Annotated in this window: 19 protein-coding genes; 15 read left to right on the top strand and 4 right to left on the bottom strand. The window is 60.9% G+C overall.

All coding sequences use genetic code 11. The annotated features are described in order from the left end of the window. Position 1: 1 nt before the first annotated feature. From KI611_RS04030 to KI611_RS03995, 8 genes are all read left to right on the top strand, one after another. Positions 2–1,708: a GspE/PulE family protein gene (locus KI611_RS04030; RefSeq protein ID WP_226418550.1), complete on the top strand. Its 1,707-nt coding sequence runs from the start codon at positions 2–4 to the stop codon at positions 1,706–1,708. Between the two features lie 2 nt (positions 1,709–1,710). Further along, positions 1,711–2,910, top strand: coding sequence for a type II secretion system F family protein (locus KI611_RS04025; protein ID WP_226418549.1), 1,200 nt, complete (start codon positions 1,711–1,713; stop codon positions 2,908–2,910). After that, positions 2,907–4,424 (top strand): hypothetical protein, encoded by a 1,518-nt coding sequence (locus KI611_RS04020; RefSeq protein ID WP_226418548.1) that lies wholly within the window; start codon positions 2,907–2,909, stop codon positions 4,422–4,424. Before KI611_RS04025 ends, KI611_RS04020 begins: the two co-directional genes overlap by 4 nt. Beyond that, complete coding sequence (locus KI611_RS04015) at positions 4,421–5,023, top strand: hypothetical protein (RefSeq protein ID WP_226418547.1); 603 nt, start codon at positions 4,421–4,423, stop codon at positions 5,021–5,023. The genes KI611_RS04020 and KI611_RS04015 overlap by 4 nt, the downstream gene beginning before the upstream one ends. Beyond that, complete coding sequence (locus tag KI611_RS04010; protein ID WP_226418546.1) at positions 4,987–5,391, top strand: hypothetical protein; 405 nt, start codon at positions 4,987–4,989, stop codon at positions 5,389–5,391. Before KI611_RS04015 ends, KI611_RS04010 begins: the two co-directional genes overlap by 37 nt. 2 nt (positions 5,392–5,393) lie before the next feature. Further along, a complete protein-coding gene (locus KI611_RS04005) occupies positions 5,394–6,695 on the top strand; it encodes a hypothetical protein (protein ID WP_226418545.1) in 1,302 nt (433 codons plus the stop codon). Beyond that, a complete protein-coding gene (locus tag KI611_RS04000) occupies positions 6,692–7,456 on the top strand; it encodes a type II secretion system protein (protein ID WP_226418544.1) in 765 nt (254 codons plus the stop codon). The genes KI611_RS04005 and KI611_RS04000 overlap by 4 nt, the downstream gene beginning before the upstream one ends. A 93-nt stretch (positions 7,457–7,549) precedes the next feature. Continuing rightward, the gene (locus KI611_RS03995; protein WP_226418543.1) at positions 7,550–8,860 is read left to right on the top strand and encodes an adenylate/guanylate cyclase domain-containing protein; all 1,311 of its coding nucleotides are present in this window, start codon (positions 7,550–7,552) and stop codon (positions 8,858–8,860) included. Here KI611_RS03995 and KI611_RS03990 read toward each other — a convergent pair. Then, the gene (locus KI611_RS03990; RefSeq protein ID WP_226418542.1) at positions 8,838–10,514 is read right to left on the bottom strand and encodes a hypothetical protein; all 1,677 of its coding nucleotides are present in this window, start codon (positions 10,512–10,514) and stop codon (positions 8,838–8,840) included. The genes KI611_RS03995 and KI611_RS03990 overlap by 23 nt on opposite strands. A 130-nt stretch (positions 10,515–10,644) precedes the next feature. On the opposite strand from KI611_RS03990, the gene KI611_RS03985 reads away from it, so the two are divergent. Next, the gene (locus KI611_RS03985) at positions 10,645–11,319 is read left to right on the top strand and encodes a prepilin-type N-terminal cleavage/methylation domain-containing protein (protein WP_226418541.1); all 675 of its coding nucleotides are present in this window, start codon (positions 10,645–10,647) and stop codon (positions 11,317–11,319) included. A 43-nt stretch (positions 11,320–11,362) separates the two neighbouring features. Here the strand turns inward: KI611_RS03985 and KI611_RS03980 are convergent, their stop codons facing one another. Further along, the gene (locus KI611_RS03980; protein ID WP_226418540.1) at positions 11,363–13,315 is read right to left on the bottom strand and encodes a monovalent cation:proton antiporter family protein; all 1,953 of its coding nucleotides are present in this window, start codon (positions 13,313–13,315) and stop codon (positions 11,363–11,365) included. Between the two features lie 52 nt (positions 13,316–13,367). Here KI611_RS03980 and KI611_RS03975 point away from each other — a divergent pair, with 52 nt between their 5' ends. The 6 genes from KI611_RS03975 (at position 13,368) to KI611_RS03950 (ending at position 17,505) form a co-directional block, all read left to right on the top strand. Beyond that, a complete protein-coding gene (locus tag KI611_RS03975) occupies positions 13,368–14,366 on the top strand; it encodes a KpsF/GutQ family sugar-phosphate isomerase (RefSeq protein WP_226418539.1) in 999 nt (332 codons plus the stop codon). Then, positions 14,366–14,893 (top strand): KdsC family phosphatase, encoded by a 528-nt coding sequence (locus tag KI611_RS03970; protein ID WP_226418538.1) that lies wholly within the window; start codon positions 14,366–14,368, stop codon positions 14,891–14,893. The genes KI611_RS03975 and KI611_RS03970 overlap by 1 nt, the downstream gene beginning before the upstream one ends. Next, the gene (gene lptC / locus KI611_RS03965; protein WP_226418537.1) at positions 14,890–15,471 is read left to right on the top strand and encodes an LPS export ABC transporter periplasmic protein LptC; all 582 of its coding nucleotides are present in this window, start codon (positions 14,890–14,892) and stop codon (positions 15,469–15,471) included. Before KI611_RS03970 ends, lptC begins: the two co-directional genes overlap by 4 nt. Continuing rightward, positions 15,468–16,070 (top strand): lipopolysaccharide transport periplasmic protein LptA, encoded by a 603-nt coding sequence (gene lptA, locus KI611_RS03960; protein WP_226418536.1) that lies wholly within the window; start codon positions 15,468–15,470, stop codon positions 16,068–16,070. Before lptC ends, lptA begins: the two co-directional genes overlap by 4 nt. Positions 16,071–16,299: 229 nt before the next feature. Next, positions 16,300–16,863 (top strand): phasin family protein, encoded by a 564-nt coding sequence (locus KI611_RS03955; RefSeq protein WP_226418535.1) that lies wholly within the window; start codon positions 16,300–16,302, stop codon positions 16,861–16,863. A gap of 75 nt (positions 16,864–16,938) precedes the next feature. After that, on the top strand, positions 16,939–17,505 hold the full coding sequence (locus tag KI611_RS03950) for a phasin family protein (protein WP_226418534.1): 567 nt from the start codon (positions 16,939–16,941) through the stop codon (positions 17,503–17,505). A 73-nt stretch (positions 17,506–17,578) separates the two neighbouring features. Here KI611_RS03950 and KI611_RS03945 read toward each other — a convergent pair whose 3' ends face one another. After that, positions 17,579–18,343 (bottom strand): competence/damage-inducible protein A, encoded by a 765-nt coding sequence (locus KI611_RS03945; RefSeq protein WP_226418533.1) that lies wholly within the window; start codon positions 18,341–18,343, stop codon positions 17,579–17,581. After that, the gene (locus tag KI611_RS03940; protein ID WP_226418532.1) at positions 18,340–19,074 is read right to left on the bottom strand and encodes an EI24 domain-containing protein; all 735 of its coding nucleotides are present in this window, start codon (positions 19,072–19,074) and stop codon (positions 18,340–18,342) included. The genes KI611_RS03945 and KI611_RS03940 overlap by 4 nt, the downstream gene beginning before the upstream one ends. Positions 19,075–19,142: the final 68 nt, after the last annotated feature.

The raw sequence follows: 19,142 nt of genomic DNA, 5'->3' as shown, positions 1-19,142 counted from the left end.
CATGAACACCTCCGCCCTGACGCGCCGGCCACTGGGTCAAATCCTGATCGCCGAAGGCATTCTTTCGGAAGATCAGCTGCGCATCGCGCTGCTCGAGCAGATGAAGCAGAACCAGCCGATCGGCAAACTGCTGGTGTCGCTCGGTTTCGTGTCCGAAGCCACCTTGCGCCAGGCGCTGTCGGAGAGTCTGGGCAAGCAGAGCATCGACCTGACGCACGCCGTCATCGACCCCCAGGCCCTCAAGTTGGTACCGCGCGATCTGGCCAAGCGCTACCACCTGCTGCCGCTCGACTATGACCGGCAGACTCGCCGACTGACCCTGGCCATTTCCGACGTCAACGACATCGTCGGCCTGGACCGCGTCCGCGCCCTGATCGAAGAGGGCACGACAATCGAGACGCTGCTCGCCGGCGAATCGGAAATCGACCGCGCCATCGATCAGTATTACGGCCACGAACTGTCGATTGACGGCATCCTGCACGAAATCGAAACCGGCGAGATCGACTGGAAAAGCCTGTCGACCACCGACAACGAATACAGCCAGCCGGTCGTCCGGCTGATCGACTCGATCCTGACCGATGCCGTGAAGCGCGAAGCCTCCGACATCCACTTCGAGCCGGAAGCCAATTTCCTGCGCATCCGCTACCGGATCGACGGCATGCTGCGCCAGATCCGCGCCCTGCACAAATCCTACTGGCCGGCCATGACGGTGCGCATCAAGGTGCTCTCCGGCATGAACATCGCCGAAATGCGCGCGCCGCAAGATGGCCGCATCGGCCTCAGCGTTTCCGGCCGGCCGGTGGACTTCCGCGTCGCCTGCCAGCCGACGATCCATGGCGAGAATATCGTGCTGCGCATTCTCGACCGCCAGAAGGGCATCGTGCCGCTGGAAGACCTCGGTCTGTCCGAAGAACATCTGCACCAGTTGAAGCTGATGATCGCCCGGCCGGAAGGCATCATCCTGGTCACCGGCCCGACCGGCAGCGGCAAGACGACGACGCTGTACTCGGTGCTCAATCACATCAACGCCGAGGGCATCCACATCATGACCCTCGAAGACCCGGTCGAATACCCGATGGCCATGGTCCGCCAGACCTCGGTGGCGGAAAACGCCAAGCTCGACTTCGCCAACGGCATCCGCTCGATGATGCGCCAGGATCCGGACGTCATTCTGGTCGGCGAAGTACGCGATGCCGAAACGGCGGAAATGGCCTTCCGCGCCTCGATGACCGGCCATCAGGTGTATACGACCCTGCACACCAATTCGGCGATCGGCGCGGTGCCGCGCCTGCTCGACATCGGCGTGCTGCCCGACATCATGGCCGGCAACATCATCGGCATCGTCGCCCAGCGGCTGATCCGCCGGCTGTGCGAGCATTGCAAAACGCCCTACCACGCCGAGCCGCACGAGATCCGCCTGCTCGGCCCGCAGACCGAGGGTTCCCGCCCCGTGCTGTTTCGCCCGACCGGCTGCGAACTCTGCGACTTTCAGGGCTATCGCGGCCGTATCGCAATCATGGAACTGCTGCGCATCGATGCCGGCCTCGACGAATTGATTTCCCGCCGCGCCACCACTCACGAAATCCGCAGCCGGGCGCTGTTGCAGGGCTTCAGCACACTGGCCGACGACGGCCTGCGGCGCGTGCTGAACGGCACGACTTCGCTGGAAGAACTGGCGCGCGTCGTCGACCTGACCGACCGGATGTAGCCATGCTTTTCGACTACAAGGCGGTCAGCGCCGAAGGACGGATGATTTACGGGCGACTTGACGCGATCAATCTGGTCGACCTCGAAATGCGTCTGAAACGCATGGAACTCGATCTGGTGACCGGTTCAGTCGTCGAACACCGTGCGCTGTTCGGTGGCCGCAGCATCCCCCGTCCCGAGCTGATCAACTTCTGCTTTCACCTCGAACAGCTGACCCGGGCCGGTGTGCCGATACTCGACGGGCTGACCGACCTGCGCGATTCGATCGAACACCCGCGCTTCCGCGAGGTGATCGCCGTACTGATCGAGAATATCGAAGGCGGCCAGACGCTTTCGCAGGCAATGGATACCCACCAGGATGTCTTCAGCCAGGTGTTCGTCAACCTGGTCAGAGCCGGCGAATCGAGCGGCCAACTGCCGGAGGTCCTGGTCGGCCTCACCGAGTCGCTGAAATGGGAAGACGAACTCGCCTCGCACACCAAAAAGCTGCTGATGTATCCGGCCTTTGTCGCCAGCATCGTCCTTGCCGCCACGTTTTTCCTGATGATCTACATGGTGCCGCAGCTCAAGCTGTTCATTAAGAACATGGGCCAGACCCTGCCGGCCCAGACCAAGCTGCTATTTTTCATCTCCGACCTGCTGGTCAATTTCTGGTATCTGTTCCTGCTCACTCCCATCGTCGCCTTTTTGATCGGGCAGTTCATCCTGCGTACCGACCCGCGGGCCCGCCTGCGCCTCGACGGCATCAAGCTGCGCCTGCCGGTGGTCGGCCCGATTCTCAAGAAAATCATCCTGTCGCGCTTTGCCAACACCTTTGCCATGCTCTACGCATCGGGCATCCCGATTCTCGAATCGATCCGCACCACCCAGGACATCGTCGGCAACCGCGTGGTCAAACAAGCACTGCAACGGGTCGAGCATTCAATCCGCGAAGGCCGCAATGTGGCCGGCGCCTTTCACGATGTCGGGCTGTTCCCGCCGCTGGTCGTTCGCATGCTGCGGGTCGGCGAAAACACCGGCGGTCTGGACAAGGCCCTGCTCAACGTCAGTTATTTTTATACCCGCGACGTCAAGGAATCGGTCAGCAAGGCCCAGACGATGATCGAGCCGATGCTGACCCTGTTCATGGGCGCCCTGCTCGGCTGGATTATGCTGTCGGTCATCGGCCCCATCTACGACGTCATCAGCAAGATAAAAACGTGATCGCCCGTCGCCTGCTCTATCTCAATACGCACCGCCTCTCGGCCTATCTCTGGCGGCACGGCAAGCTGTTGCCGGAGGGCGCATTCGAAAATGGCGACGAAGGCCTGGCGGGCTTTGCCGAGTATCTGGCCGCGCATCGCCACAGTCATTTCTCGCTGCTCGCCAACGTCACCGAAGAAGGTCACGTTCTCGAAACCATCCCGTTCCTGCATGGCAGCGACCGGCAGGCGCTGATCACCCGCAAGATCGGCCAGCACTTCCTCGGCACGCCACTGGCCACGGCGTTTTCACTCGGTTACGAGAAAAGCCAGCGGAAGAACGAAAAACTGCTGATCTCGGCGCTGACCAATCCGATCCATTTCGAACCCTGGCTACAACGCATCAACGACGCCGAAGCCCCACTGGCCGGCGTTTATACGGTTGCCCAACTGGGTGGCCAGCTGTTGAAGAAGCTCGGCCTGGCCAACGGTCGCTGCCTGCTTCTGACGCTGCAGGATCATTCGATACGCGAAAGCTACCTGGTCAGTGGCCAAACGCTTTTCTCGCGGATGGCGCCGATTACCGACAGCAGCATTGCCGGCGTCGCCAGCAGCTTTGCCGCCGAAGCCGGGAAGCTGCACCAATACCTGATCGGCCAGCGCCTGATCAGCCGTGACGAGACCCTGCCGGTCTTCATCGTCGCCTCCCCGCCAGCCATCCCGGCCATCGAACACGCCTGCCCGGACCATGGCCACCTGGCCTTTTCGATCATCGACAGCCACGTCGCCGCGCACAAGCTCGGCCTGCACACGCCGCCCGAAGACAGTCGCAGCGACTTTCTGTTTCTTCACCTGCTGGCCACGGCAGCACCCAGCCAGCAGTTCGCCGGTGAAGTGCATCGTCACGATTTCCGGCTCTCGCAAATCCGCCAGAGCATTATCGCCGCCGGCCTGATCGCCCTGCTCGGCAGCCTGTTGTTCTCGGCCAAGGAAAACTACGATGCCTACGCGCTGCGCCAGGAAACCCAGGCGCTACGCACCAGCGAAGCCGATCTCAGCTGGCGCTATCAGGAAATCTCCGCGACTTTCCCGCAACTCGGCATCGACAATGACACCTTGCGCCGGCTGACCACCCGCCATGCCGACCTCAGTCGTCAACAGCATCTGCCCGGCGGGGCCTATCGGCTGGTCAGCCGGGCTCTCGACCAGATGCCCAACGTCATCCTCGAAGGCATCGAGTGGAAAATCGGCCGCCAGGGCACGCCCGCCGCCGCTTCAAGTATCGAAGGCAACGAGGAAATCACGACAATCCGCGGAGCGATCCGCCCTGAACCGAACGCGACACCCCGGCAGATTCTTGCCAGCTTCGAGCAATTCGCAGAGCTGTTGCGCAGCGACCCGGCCTGTTCCGTGAGCGTGCTGCAACAACCATTCGACATGGAATCCGGACGGGCGCTGCGCGGCGGCGACAGTGAGGACGAAAATGCGCAGCCGCGCCAATTCGCAGTCGAGATTACCCGGAAAATCGCGCCATGAAATTTACCGTCGGCGATCTGGTCAAACTTCGACTGCCCATCCTCGGCACACTAATCCTGTTCCTGTTAGCCGGCTTGCTCGTCTGGTGGAGCCTGCAGCAGGAACAAAAGGCCGGGCAAGAGAGGAATGGCGCAGCAGCGAGCATGAGCCAGGTGGAACAGCGCCTGCGTCAGGTTCGTACTGAAGAACAGGAGCTCAAGGAAAGAGCGCTGATGTTCCAGAAAATGCAGAACTCCGGCATCACCGGAGAAGAAAGGCGTCTGGACTGGACGGAACTGCTGCGTCAAATCCAGCAAGACATGCGCCTGCCCGGCATGAACTACGAATTTGGCGCCCAGAAGCCGTTGGAAAGCGTTAACGGCGCGGCTTTTGCCTACTTTGCCAGCTCGATGCGCCTGCAACTCCGCCTGCTCCACGAAGAAGATCTGATCAACTTCCTCGCCCGCGTGCAACGCGAAGCCAAGGCCTTGGTCCTCGTTCGCAACTGCAAGCTGGCCCCGCAGGCAGGTAGCAGCGATAACCGTTCGGCCATCGCCCAACTGAGCGCCGAATGCGAATTGCAATGGGTTACCGTGCGCCGGTCGACCGCAACGAAATGAACATCCGCCCCACACTGCTCCTGTTGCTGCTGGTTGTCGCCCCAACCCTGTGCCGGGCGCAACAGGAACCGCTCGGCCGACTGTTTCTGACGCCGCAACAACGCGCCGCACTCGACCGCCAGCGCCAGCTCAACCCCGGCTTCAGCCCCAATACCACGGAAGGCGAAGCCAGTCAGACCATCAACGGCGAAGTCCGCCGCAGCAACGGCCGCGCCACGCGCTGGATCAACGGCCAAGCCATCTGGGACGACAGCATTCCCGCGCCACGGGTACCGGTCGGCGATACCTTTCATCCGGAAACGGGGGAACGAGAAAGTCTACTGGGCGGCGGCAGGATCATTGTCAAGCCGGCCGCCAACAAGCACTAACCATGAGCAGCTCGTCTCGTTCCCAGCGCGGAATGGCATTGTTGCTATTGCTGTTTCTGGTCTTTGGCGTCGCCATAACATTGGCGCTTACGGCATGGAATAGTTCGCGCGGCCGTCTTGAGCAGGAAAGAAAGACCCAGCTTGCGTTGCAACAAGCAAAAGAGGCATTGATAGCCTATGCGGTTTCAGTCTATCCGGCAGCGGATAACCGCCCAGGCGATCTTCCTTGCCCTGACCAAGACAATGACGGCAAGAAGGAAAATTCCTGTGGCAATAGCGACGGAACGACCGGACAGGTCAATCGTCTTGGCCGCCTACCCTGGAAAGACCTGGGCCTGGAGGATCTAAAAGATGCCAACGGCGAGAGGCTTTGGTATGCGGTCTCCAGCAACTTCAAGGAAAAATATCAGCACTTTCCTTTGAACAGTGACACGAATGGCACCATTCAGGTGATCGACGCCGGAGGCACTGTCATTAAGAACGTCATCGCTGTCGTCATCGCCCCCGGCCCTCCCCTTCAGCGACTGAGCGGTGCTGCGTTCCAGAATCGCAGTATTGGCGGAGAAAACAATCCGACCAACTATCTCGACGAAACGCCAATGGAAGACAACGCCGCCTTCGTCGATGGCACAACTAATGGCTTTGTCGCCGGTCCCATTCGCGATGCGCAGGGGCGTATGCTGGTCAATGACACCATGCTTTACATTACCTACAACGACCTGATGCCGCTGCTTGAAAAGCAGGTGGCATCGACCGTAATGAACTGCCTGACGAGCTATGCCGCCTACAATATTGGCGCCTATAACAATCTCGGGCGCTACCCTTGGGCAGCGGATATCACCACATCCGCTGCCGGCAACTATAGCGACTCGCCAAACACCCTTTTCGGACGCATCCCCGATCTAATGTGCAACACAGCCGGAAACGGCACGACTGACACCTTGTGCAAGCCGGTAGTCGGCACCAACACGAAAATGTTATCAACTTGGGGAGGCGTTACAAACTGCACCATCAACGGCAGCTGGTACAAAGACAATTGGCGAGAACAGGTTTTCTACGCCATCGCCGATGCCTACAAACCGGGGGTTGGCACTCCCGCCTGCGGCACCTGCCTGACGGTCGGTACCACCAGCAATGTGCAAGTGGCGGTATTCGTAGGGCGTCAGACCCTTGTCGGACAGAATCGCGCCAACCGGGCCATCATCGGCAATTATCTGGAAGGCGAAAATGCAACACCGTATGATGCGGTCTTTGAAAGAAACGCCATATCTCAGACTTTCAACGACTTGCTGATATTCAAATGAACATCATCGCCCAGCCCAAAGCAAACGGCTTCACGCTTGTCGAGTTGGCGATCGTGCTCGTCATCATGGCTTTGTTATCAGGCGGCCTGATGATGTCCCTGATGGCCCAGCAGGAAAATATTGCATTAGCGGAAACCCAGCGACGCCTGAATGAAGCACGTGACGCGCTGCTCGGTTTCGCTGCCGCCAATGGCCGCCTGCCCTGCCCAGCCGCCCCGATGAGCACAGGCGTTGAGTTGCCGACGGGTGGAGGTGCCTGTAACAACTCGTGGAATGGCTTTCTGCCGGCCATAACCCTGGGGCTGACCCCGACCAACGAAAATGGCTACGCCCTTGACGGCTGGGGCAATCCAATTCGCTACGCGACGACCACAGATAAAGCTGCACCCTTGTGCCCCACGGCGTGCTTCACAACAGCCAACGGGGCCAAAACAGCCTGGAACGGAAGCGATGTTACCTTGAAACTTGCGCCCGACCTGCATGTCTGCAATACCGCAACAGGCGCCACAACAGGCGCTAACGCCGCTTGTGCAGCAGGTACCACATTGGCTGACAACGCAGTCGCCGTTATTTTCTCGCGGGGAAGAAACGGCGGGACCGCGCCGACAAGCGCCGACGAGATAGCCAATGGCGATGCCGACCGGCTATTCGTCTCCCACACCCCGACCCCGGCCGGTGCCAACGAATTCGACGATCTCGTCATCTGGCTCTCACCGAACATTCTCTACAACCGGATGATCGCGGCCGGACGGCTGCCCTAGGCGCTCAGGCTCCGGGTTTCGCCGTATTGACCTGGGCCGCCCCGACTGCCACACTGGTTTATGCCGAAGTTATGAGCGCTACCCGGAATTCTCGTGAACCAGCAGCCTTTCCTATTCTCCCTACGCAACGCCGGCATCAATCCGGATGACGATGCCGAAACACGGCTGAAGAAATCGCTGCTGATCTTCGCCACCGGTCTGGTCTGCCTCGGTTCGATGGTGTGGCTGTTCCTGTATGGCCAGATGGGGCCACAGTTTTCGGCGACGGCACCATTCATTTTCCAGCTGCTGCTCGTCAGCAATCTGCTGCTTTTCTTTCATACCGGCAATTTCGACTTCTTCCGCTATTCACAACTGGCGCTCTTCCTCTTCGCGCCCTTTGCCGTGCAATGGGGCATCGGCAATTTCATCACAGCCAGCGGCACCAGCCTGTGGGGCTTGCTGGCGCCAATCGGCGCGCTGCTCTTTTTCGGCGTGCGCGAATCCCTGGCCTGGTTCATCGCCTACATTTTCCTGACCGCGCTGTCCGGCTTTTTCGACTATTTTCTGGCCGACAGCGTGGCGTCGACGGCGCCGAAGATCGCCATCCGGACCAGCGTCTTCTTTTTCGCTCTAAATTTCGCCGCCATTTCCAGCATCGTCTACCTGCTGCTGCGCTATGCCGTCCAGGAGAAAGCCAAGGCACAGGCCAGCCTGGAAGCCACTCACCACTTGTTGCAGGAAGAGCAGGAGCGCTCCGAGCGGCTGTTGCTCAACATCCTTCCCGGCCCCATCGCCGAGCGTCTCAAGCACAATAAGCAAACCATCGCCGACGGCTTTGCCGACGTCACGGTGATGTTTGTCGATATCGTCAATTTCACCCGCATCGCCGAGGGCCTGTCGCCGCAACAGGTTTTTGCCATGCTCAACCGGATTTTCTCGGCCTTCGACGAGTTGGCCGAGCGCTTTGGCGTCGAGAAGATCAAGACCATAGGCGATGCCTACATGGTTGCCGGCGGCCTGAACAACGAACTGAGCAACTACTCGAAATCCATCGCCGAACTGGCCATCGCGATGCGCGACTTGCTGCGCCGCGATTTCACCATCAATGACATGCATCTCGACGTGCGCATCGGTATCGGTACCGGCCCGATCGTCGCCGGCGTAGTGGGCAAGAAGAAATTCATCTACGACCTGTGGGGCGACACTGTCAATCTGGCCAGCCGGATCACCAGCGAAGGCGTACCCGGCATGATCCAGGTCGATGAAACGACGCGTCGCCGACTAGCTGACCACTTCACCTTCGAGGCGCCGCAAACGCTTTACCTGAAAGGCAAGGGCGACACCGTGGTTTATCGCCTGATCGGCCCGTGCAACGAAAAGGGGCGGCCCGAAATTTCCCTCAGCGGCGAACTGACAGGCTAAAAGCCACCCGCCCCGGACGATTTTCAAGCAGAGCCAGACAATATCCCGCCGCTTCGGCCTGGCGAGCGGCGTGATAGAGCCCGATTCCCAAGCCATCGTGCGAACTGACCGGTTCCCGCAACAGACGGCCAACAACATCCGGAGCAATCGGACTGCCGTCATCGACCACCGTCAGGACCGAATCGGCAAAATCGACGGTGATACCCAGGCCCGCCTGGCGCTGTCGCTTCGCCAGGGCATTCTGCAACAGGTTTTCCGCCACACTATCGAACAAGCCGAGCGGCACCATGCTCTCCGCTGTCGACTGCCCATGCCAGACAATCGAGGCGTCGGCATAACGGTCCTGTAATTGACTCCACCACAGTGCCGCCGGCACGCATTCGCCGCTCTCGGCCTGCGGCGACTGCAGCTTTTCCAGGGTCACCTTCAGTCGTTCGGTAATCTGCGGCAACTGCCGGCCGAGCAAGCCGGCCAGTTGCGCCGGATCACCGGGCTGGGCGGCGGCATAGCAAAGTCCCTGCATCGATTGCAGCAGATTCTTGACGTCGTGCGTCACCCGGGCACCGGTTTCATAGACGGCCTGTAAATAGCTCATCCGCTGCAGGTCATGTGCCTGGCGCTTGACCAGATAAAACTCGGCGGTCAGGCGCAGCAGCCATTCGACATGCCAGCGCATTGACGGCGACGGGGCCAGGCGAAAACAGACCGCCAGCTCGAAGTCATTCGTCTGGTAAACGTGCCGGTGCGCCGTCTGCTGCCCCGACTGCCCAAGCTTGCCCCCGACCGCCCAGGAAACCCCACGCACCCAGGGCATGCCCTGCAAACGCAGCATCACGGCGCGGAGAAAACTCGCCGGATCAACTTGCCGTTCGCTTTCTTCGGACAACTGGACCAGCCACTGCTCGAGCGGCATGCCGACCGACAGCATGTAGCGCGACATCGCCGAGCCGATGCCGGAAAAGCCGGCTCGCGGATTCCAGGCCCAGGCCACCACCAGCAAGGCGGCGGCGACGGTCAATGAGGTCTTGAACAGCGACTCGACGTAGCTGACCCCGCCCACCAGCATGTAGGCCAGGGCGCCCAGCACGAAAACAGCAAGAACCAGAAAAACCAGAATGCCATAGAACAGATCGAAGGCATCGCCGGCCCGCCGCTGCGGCGCCCGGGCCGGAAAGACGAGGAGCAAGGGCAGAATGAACGGCATGTAATAGGCAATAACGTTGCGCGGCAAGGGGTCGAGAGCGACCGCCGACGAGACTTCCGGCACCACCCCGAACACCGTGACCCCAACCAGATAGCCGAAGGCCAGCAGATAGCCCGCCCGTTCGCCCCGCCGCTCGGTCCACAACACGCGCCCGCCAATCGCCGCCGCCAGTGCGCCACACCAGATCAACAGCAGCCATGGCCCGATGAACCAGGTTGAAACCAGTACCGCGGCAAACAGCACAGCCCCCTGACGGGCACTGATCCGGCGCTCACCGGCGACGAAGGGCTGCCAGATCAGGAACAGACCGAGCGCCGCCACCCACAGCAAGCGCACAGCAGGAATCTGCCAGCCGCCAAATGCCAGCGCATGCAACATGAGTAAATGGCCGGCCAGCAGCAAATGCGACCAGTTGGCAAGACGCCGCGAAAGCTTTGTCCCGGCGTTCATTTCTGAAACAGAATGTCCATTTTTCGACACTTTTTCACTAAATCGAGGCAGAAGCCGGCAAATTTGCACCCAACCCTACGGGCACGGTATTTGCATATACAAACTTAAGAAAATACAAGCGGAGCATGCCATGAAAAGCCATCAAAAAGGCTTCACCCTCGTCGAAATCGCCATTGTGCTGGTCATTATCGGCCTGTTGCTGGGCGGAGTACTGAAGGGGCAAGAGCTAATAAATAGCGCAAAAGTCAAGAATCTGGCGAACGATTTCAATAGCATTTCTGCATTTGTCTACGCCTATCAAGATAAATATCGCGCCCTACCTGGCGACGATCGCGCGGCAACAGATCATCTTGGCGCCAACGCTGCTTGTGCTCGCGTTGCGGCATGCACCCCGGCAGTCCCCCCGGCAGGACTTGGAGATGGTCGGATAAACGGCAATTGGATAGGTGCCGCCCAAAACGACGAATCCTACATGTTCTGGCAACACGTCAGAATGGCGAACCTCGCGACAGGAACCCCCATCGTCGGAGCAGCCGACTACATCCCGAGAAATGCCGAAGGTGGCGACATCGGCATCACGGGCGATCCCCTCAACGCGAATTGGACGGGCAGCTTCTTCATCTGTTCCTCCGGCATCCAGGGGCGCTACGCGCGACAACTCGACATAATGATCGACGACGGCAATACTCAGACCGGCTCTGTGCGTACAATCACCGATCGCCAACCGCAGGCTGCCGCATTTCAGAACATCGTCGCAGGGACTGCGCAAGACAGCCAGCTTTTCACAGTCTGCTTTGCCTCCTGAACACCACTACAAAGTTTGACCAAGCCCGCCTCGGCGGGCTTTTTCATTTCTGCAGCAGCCGTTGTTCAGCTGCCGCCACAGATCCCGGATCACCCAGCACGACGACCACGTCGCTTGATTCAAGAACCGTTTCCGGCGCCGGTTCGATAGCGCGGATGCCGCGCCGGCGGATGGCGCTGACTTCGCAGCCCAGCCCCTCCAGATTGAGCACAGCCAGCGTCTGACCAATGGCTGCCGCACCCGGGGCGAGCCAGACCGAATGTAGGCGCGGCTGGTGATCCTCATCTTCTTCGCGGTCGGTCTGGCCACGATAGAAACCGCGAAGGAGACGGTAACGTTGCGAACGGATTTGCCGGATGCGCTTCAAAACCCGATTGATCGGCACGCCAACCAGGACCAGCGCATGTGAAGCCAGCATCAGGCTGGCTTCGAGCATTTCCGGCACGACCTCCGCCGCGCCGGCTTTGGACAGACGGGCCATGTCGCGCTCATCGGAAGTCCGCACCACCACCGGCAGATCCGGGCGCAATTCCTGGACGTGGTGCAGCACCCGCTCGGCGAGCGACGTATCGCTCATCGTGACAATGACCACACTGGCCCGCATCAACCCGGCGGCGATCAGGACTTCCTTGCGTCCGGCGTCGCCAAAAACGACGCTCTCGCCACCGGCCGCCGCTTCGCGGACCCGATCCGGGTCGAGATCCATGGCGATGTAGCCAACCCCTTCCTGACTGAGAAAGCGGGCCAGATACTGACCGTTTCGCCCGAAGCCGCAGAGGATTGCGTGCTTTTCGGTCCCCATCGACTGGGCGGCGATCTGCGTCAGCTGCATCGAGCGCATCAGCCATTCGTTGGCGACAAAACGCATCACCAGCTTCTCGCTGTATTGCACGATGAAGGGGGCGATCAACATCGAAAGCACCAGCGCCGTCAGCGCGATTTGCTCAATGGCTTTCGGCATGTGGGCGATTTCGCCGAGCAGCACGAAACCGAATTCACCGCCGGCACATAGCCAGAGGGCCGAGCGCATGGCATTCCCCGGCGTCGCCCCCAGACGCCAGGAGAGCAACCCGACGATCAGGCTTTTGAAGGTCAGCAGAGCGACCAAAACCAGGAGCACCTGCCACCACAAGCCGACCAGGATGTGCAGATCGAGTTTCACCCCGATGGTCACGAAAAACAGCCCCATCAACACGTCGCGGAACGGCTTGATGTCATCCTCCACCTGCATGCGGAATTCGGTTTCCGAAATCAACATGCCGGCGACGAAGGCGCCGAGCGCCAGCGACAAACCGGCCAGTTCGGTCAGAGTGGCCAGACTGAGCGTGATCAGCAGCACGTTGAGGACGAACACCTCGGAAGACTTGGCCCGGGCGACGAAGTGGAACCACTTGCGCATCAGGCGCTGGCCAAAGACCAGAATCACCGCCAGAACGACAATCGCCTTGAGCAAGGCAATCGCCAGCAACACCGCCAGTTTTTCGGGCGGCTGGGTCAACGAGGGAATGATCACCAGCATCGGCACCACCGCCAGATCCTGGAACAGCAGCACGCCCATGATTTCGCGGCCATGCGCCGAATTGAGCTGCATCCGCTCGGCCAGCAGCTTGGTCAGCACCGCTGTCGACGACATCGCAAAAACACCGCCGAGGGCGATGCCCAGTTGCCAGCCGATACCCAGCCCGATGACCAGCAACGCGGTCAACAGCATCGTGATGACGACCTGCAGCAGACCCAGGCCGAAAACGATGCGCTTCATCGCATAGAGTTTGGGCAACGAGAACTCGAGGCCGATCGAGAACATCAGGAAAACCACGCCGAACTCCGCGAGATACTCGGCCCGGTACATGTCGTTCATCAAATTCAGTGCATGCGGGCCGATGATGCTGCCGACAAACAGGTAGCCGAGTACCGGCGGCAGGTTGAAGCGGCGGAAGATGACCACGGCCAAAACCGAGGCACCAAGCAGCAGGAGGACGAGAGACAGTGTGCTCAAGGGGACTTTCGCGATTCGGGTATACTTCGACCATCATAACCGTTGCCCGCCCATGAACCCAAGCCCACCCGCCCTTCGTTTTTCGCCGGAACGCGCTCTGGAACTGGGTCGCCAGACCCTGAGCATCGAGGCCGCCGCGGTCGCTGCCCTGATCGACCGTCTTGACGGCGATTTCGCCAAGGCCGTCGAACTGATCATCAACAGCCATGGCCGCCTGATCGTCAGCGGCATGGGCAAATCCGGCCACATCGCCCGCAAGATTGCGGCGACCATGGCCAGCACCGGCACCCCGGCCTATTTCGTTCACCCGGCCGAAGCCAGCCATGGCGACCTCGGCATGATTACCCGCGACGACGTGCTGCTCGCCCTCTCCAACTCCGGCGAATCGGAAGAATTGCTACGCATCGTGCCGCTGATCAAGCGCCAGGGGGCCCGGCTGATTTCGATGACCGGCGTGCCGAGCTCGACGCTGGCCCGCGAAGCCGACATCCATCTCGACGCCGCCGTTGAACAGGAGGCCTGTCCGCACAACCTGGCACCGACCGCCAGCACCACGGCGGCGCTGGCGCTCGGCGACGCGCTCGCCGTCGCCCTGCTCGACGCCCGCGGCTTCGGCCCCGACGACTTCGCCCGCTCGCATCCCGGCGGTTCGCTCGGCCGCCGTTTGCTGACCCGCGTCTGCGACGTCATGCGCCCGGGCGACAAGGTACCCGCCGTTGCCCCGGCGACCGACCTGACCGAGGCCATCGTCGCCATGTCGCACGGCGGCCTCGGCCTGGTCGCCATCACCGACCCGGCCGGCAAGACGCTCGGCATCTTTACCGATGGCGATTTGCGCCGCGCTTTTGAAAAGCGCATCGACCTGCGTCAGGGCGACATCGCTTCGGTGATGCATCCCGCGCCGCGCACCATCCGGCCTAATCGACTCGCCGTCGAAGCCGTCGAGATGATGGAACGCCTGCGCATCAACGCCCTGCTCGTCGTCGACGCCGACGGCGTTCTGGTCGGCGCGCTCAACATGCACGACCTGTTCACTGCGAAAGTTATCTGATGGACACCACCGCCCGCGCCGCCCGCATCAAACTCGTCGCCTTCGATATCGACGGCGTGATGACCGATGGCGGCCTGCACTACACCGATAACGGTGGCGAACTGAAAACCTTCAATGTTCAGGATGGCCTCGGCCTGAAGATGATGCAGCGTGCCGGCATCGAACTAGCTATCGTCACCGGCCGGACCTCAGGCGTCGTTGCCGCCCGCGCCGCCGACCTCGGCATCGAACATGTCTATCAGGGCGTTGCCGACAAGCGCGCCGTCGTCGGCGGCCTGCTCGACAAGCTAGGCCTGCACTGGCCGGACTGCGCCTTCATGGGCGACGACCTGATCGATCTGCCGGCCATGACCCAGTGCGGTCTGGCCATCGCCCCGGCCAACGCCCGTCCCATCGTCAAGGAGCGCGCCCACGCCGTGACCGACGCCGGCGGCGGCCACGGCGCCGTGCGCGAGGCCGTTGAATTGATCCTCGCCGCCCAGGGCAAGCTCGATGCCGCTTTCGCCCCCTATCTCGACGCCCGATGAAGCACTGGCCCAGCCAACTCTTTCCGATCATTCTGCTGGCGCTGCTCGCCGGCCTGACTTTTTGGCTGCAAAAAGTCATCGGTCAGGATGAACTCGCCAACGACGGCAAACTCCGGCACGACCCGGACGCCATCGCCGAAAATTTCATGGTCCGTCGTTTTGACGACAGCGGCCAGGTCAAGTACCGGCTGATCGCCCCATATCTGGTGCATTACCCGGACGACGACAGTTCCGAACTGACCGCCCCCAAACTGATCAGCTACCGGCCCGATGCCGCCCCGGTCGAAGTCATCGCCAAACATGCCAAGGTGACATCGAAGGGCGAAACCATTTTTCTCTGGGACGACGTCACGCTGACCCGTACCGCAACCGCCGATCGCCCAGCCATGGTCGCTCGCATGCCGGACCTCACCACCCAGCCGGATGCCGGCTTTGCCTTCACCAACAGCCCGGTCGAAATTACCCAGGGCCAGTCCTGGATCAAGGGCGTCGGCGCGCATCTCGACAACAATACCTCCACGCTCGTTCTGCAATCGCAGGTGACCGGGCTCTACATTCGCCCGAGGGCAACGCCATGATCATTCGTCTCGCCACACTCACTCTCTGCCTTCTCACCACTCAGCCAGCCCTGGCGGAACGGGCCGACCGCGACAAGCCGATGCAACTTGAAGCCAACCGGGTTTCGATCGACGATGCCAAGAAAATCCAGATCCTTGAAGGCGACGTGCTGATCACCAAAGGAACGATGACGCTGAAGGCTGACCGCGTCGTGGTTACCGAAGACCGTTACGGCTTCCAGAAAGGGACCGCCTTCGGCGGCAAGGATGGCCTCGCCCGCTTCCGCCAGAAGCGCGAAGGCAAGGAAGAGTACATGGAAGGGGAAGCCGAGCGCATCGAGTACAACAGCAACAGCGAAATCGCCGAACTGTTCCACCGGGCCTGGGTGAAGAGCGGCGAAGATCAGGTGCAGGGCGATTACATCTGGTACGACGCGATCAGCGAAAAATATCTGGTGACGGCCGGCGAGAAGCGCGATCCGAAAGCGCCGCCAACCCGCGTGCGCGCCGTGATTCAGCCCAAAAACAAAGGCGGCGAGCCGGAACGCCCCACTTCGCGCAGCGAAAACCTGGAGCTCAAGGGCGCTGGCGGCCTGAGCATACCGGCCGCACAGCCGTAGTGCATCCATCCCGGGAGCATATTGAATCGCCACCCGGGATCGGGCCAAAAGGGCCTGAAACCTTCCATCTATTCATCGGCTTACATTTTTTGTGCACCGCACAAAAAAATTGTTGACAATGCCACAATCAATCCTATAATTGGATCCATGGTGCGGTGCAACATGTGCTAAAAAAAGCACTGCAACGGTTCTGACTGTTTCGCATGACTTTTCATTTAGGAGATAACCCATGACTTACTTCACCAATCCCGAGCAACTCGCTTCCGCCAACAAAACCGCTGTTGATTCCCTGCTGTCCCTGGCCAACGCCGCCCTGGCTTCCGCCGAGCGTATCGCTGCCCTGAACCTGAACACCGCCCGTTCCGTTCTGGAAGACTCCGTCTCCGGCACCAAGGCCCTGCTCGGCGCCAAGGACGTGCAAGAAGCCCTGTCCATCCAGGCTTCCCTGGCCCAGCCGAACGTTGAAAAGGCCGTGGCCTATTCCCGTTCCGTTTATGAAATCTCCGCCCAGGCTCAGGAAGAACTGTCCAAGACCCTGGAAGGCCAGTTTGGTGGTTTCCAGAAGCAAGTTGCCGAACTGCTGGACAAGGCTGCCAAGTCCGCTCCGGCTGGTTCTGACGTTGCCGTTGCTGCCGTCAAGTCCGCCATTGCTGCCGCCAACTCCGCTTTCGACAACCTGAACAAGGCTGCCAAGCAAGTTGCCGAAATCACCGAAGCCAATGTTGCCGCCGCCACCAACGCGACGGTCAAGGCTGTCGGCGCCTCTGCCGCTGCCGGCAAGAAGAGCAAGTAATTGTTCCTAGAAGCCCCCGCCGCAAGCGGGGGCTTTGTTGCATCCTGTTCCACCAAAAATATACTGGAGAAGATGATGAGCAACCCGAATTTCGAACAACTGACTGCCGCCCAACAAGCCAACGCCGAAATCATGACAGCCCTGCTGCGCACCGCCTTCAATGGCGTCGAGCGTCTGACCGCCCTGAACATGGCCGCTTCCCGCGAATTCTTCAACAACACCGTGGCCGGAACCCAGCAACTGCTGGCCGCCAAGGATGCCAATGAAGCCGCCAAGCTGAACAGCGAACTGGCCAAGCCGAATATGGAAAAGCTGGTTGACTACTCGCGCAACGTTTACGAGCTGGTCAGCGAGATGCAGAAGGAAATCACTTCGGTGATGGAAGCCCAGTACAGCACCTTCAGCAAGACCGCCAACAGCGCCGTCGCCAAGGCCAAGTCCTCGGCCCCGGTCGGTGGTGACTTCTTCGCCGCCACCATGCAATCCATGCTCGACGCATCGAGCAAGGCTTTCGACAGCATGACCGCGATGGCCAAGCAGATGTCCGATCTCGCCGAAACCAATATCCAGACCGCCTCCAAGGCAACCGGCAAGGCCGTCAGCGCGACGACCGCTGCTGCCAAGAAGAGCACCGCCAAGTAATTCGGCGCCTCCGGCCCTACAAAAAGCCCGCGACATTCGCGGGCTTTTTTACGTCTGCCGAACGCCCCGCAACTCAGGGGCGCCAGGTCCAGACAATGCCGCGCCGCTCGATCTCGCGGCGGATTTCTTCCATTGCCTGGTCCACCAAGCCCGGCTCGCCTTCGACGCCGAGTTCCAGATGTTTCCGCTCATGGCCGATCAACGAAGGCAGAGAAAAAAGGCGGAGCGCCGGATAGTCGCGGACGATCCGTTCCATCAGATCGAGCAGCGCACTTTCATAGACATTGGGGCCGGTCAGCAGGAAGGCTTTTTCCACGACACCGTCGACCGGCTTGAACAGATCGCGGTAATGGGTATCGAGCGCCCATTCGATCATCGGATGGGCCATCTGCGGAAAGCCCGGCACGAAGTAGTGCTCGTTGGCCGTGAAGCCGGGAATGCGGTTGAAGGGATTGGGAATGATCCGGACGCCGGCCGGGAAGGTGACCAGTTGCCGACGCTGATCGGTGACCTCCTCGCCGGCGAAGCGGGCCTTCAGCTCCTCGTAGCCCTCCGGATGCAGTTCCAATCCGACGCCGAGGGCGGCCGCGGCGGCCTGCCGGGTGTGGTCGTCTGGCGTATTGCCGATGCCGCCGCAGGAAAACACCACGTCGCCGGCTGCCATCGTGCGCTTGAAGGTGGCGGCCAGGCGCTCCCGGTCATCACCCAGATACTCGACCCAGGACAGGCGCAGGCCGCGCACCCCGAGCATTTCGGCAATTTTCGCGAAGTGCTTGTCCTGCCGCTTGCCGGACAGGATCTCGTCGCCGATGATAATGGCGCCAAAGGTGCGACTCATACACGTTCCCCTTCAATGGTAACGACCGCGCCGCTGCGCGAACGACGCAGCGCTTCAAGACCGTAGTGAACGAATGATAGCGCCGCCAGCGCCGGCACCAGCAATCCCAGGATCGGCACATGGGCGAACAGCGCCATGCTCAGTCCGAGCATGAACATCGGGCCCTTGCCCTGGCGCTGCAGCGCCGCCCATTCGGCTTCGGTCGCGTGCATCGACAGGGCGTCGTAGGCGAAGGTCCGGCGGTTGAGCCAGGCCATCAGCAACATCGGCACGATCAGCGACAGGCCGGGTATCAACCAGAGCGGCAAGGTCAGCAGCCAGGCGGCGACGAACAGCAGCGAAGCGACGATGCTGTTGACTGCGGCGGCAACGAAACTGTCCTTGCCCATCGCCGCAACGTCACGGTATTCGTTTTCCGACAGATACTTGAGCAGCAGCGGCATGACCAGGATGGCCGCAAGCAGCGAGGCCGTCAGATAGGCCGCGGCGAAGATCGCCATCCAGCCGCCGAGGTAAGCCAGCAGATAGGCGAGCCACAGCGCCCCCCAGCCGATCAGCCAGCTCATCGGCGGGTAGAGCAGCATCTGCTCGACCAGTCCGCCGAGCACCCAAACGGCCAGCATAATCGACAACGCCAGCGAGACAAGCGCCGGCAGCAGCACATAGCCCCAGATCCGCCCCGACCGTAAACTGGACAGGGTGCGCATCAGCGCAAGGAGCACATCGTTCATCAGAGAAACCTCGCTATTGGTCGGATTGCAAGCACACCGCAGAACACAATGCGGCCCTGCCCGGGCCG

It is taken from the genome of Dechloromonas denitrificans (genome assembly GCF_020510685.1).
GTDB lineage: Bacteria > Pseudomonadota > Gammaproteobacteria > Burkholderiales > Rhodocyclaceae > Azonexus > Azonexus denitrificans_A.
Note: the sequence above shows the minus strand (reverse complement) of the source record. Positions and strands in the feature narration are given on the sequence as shown.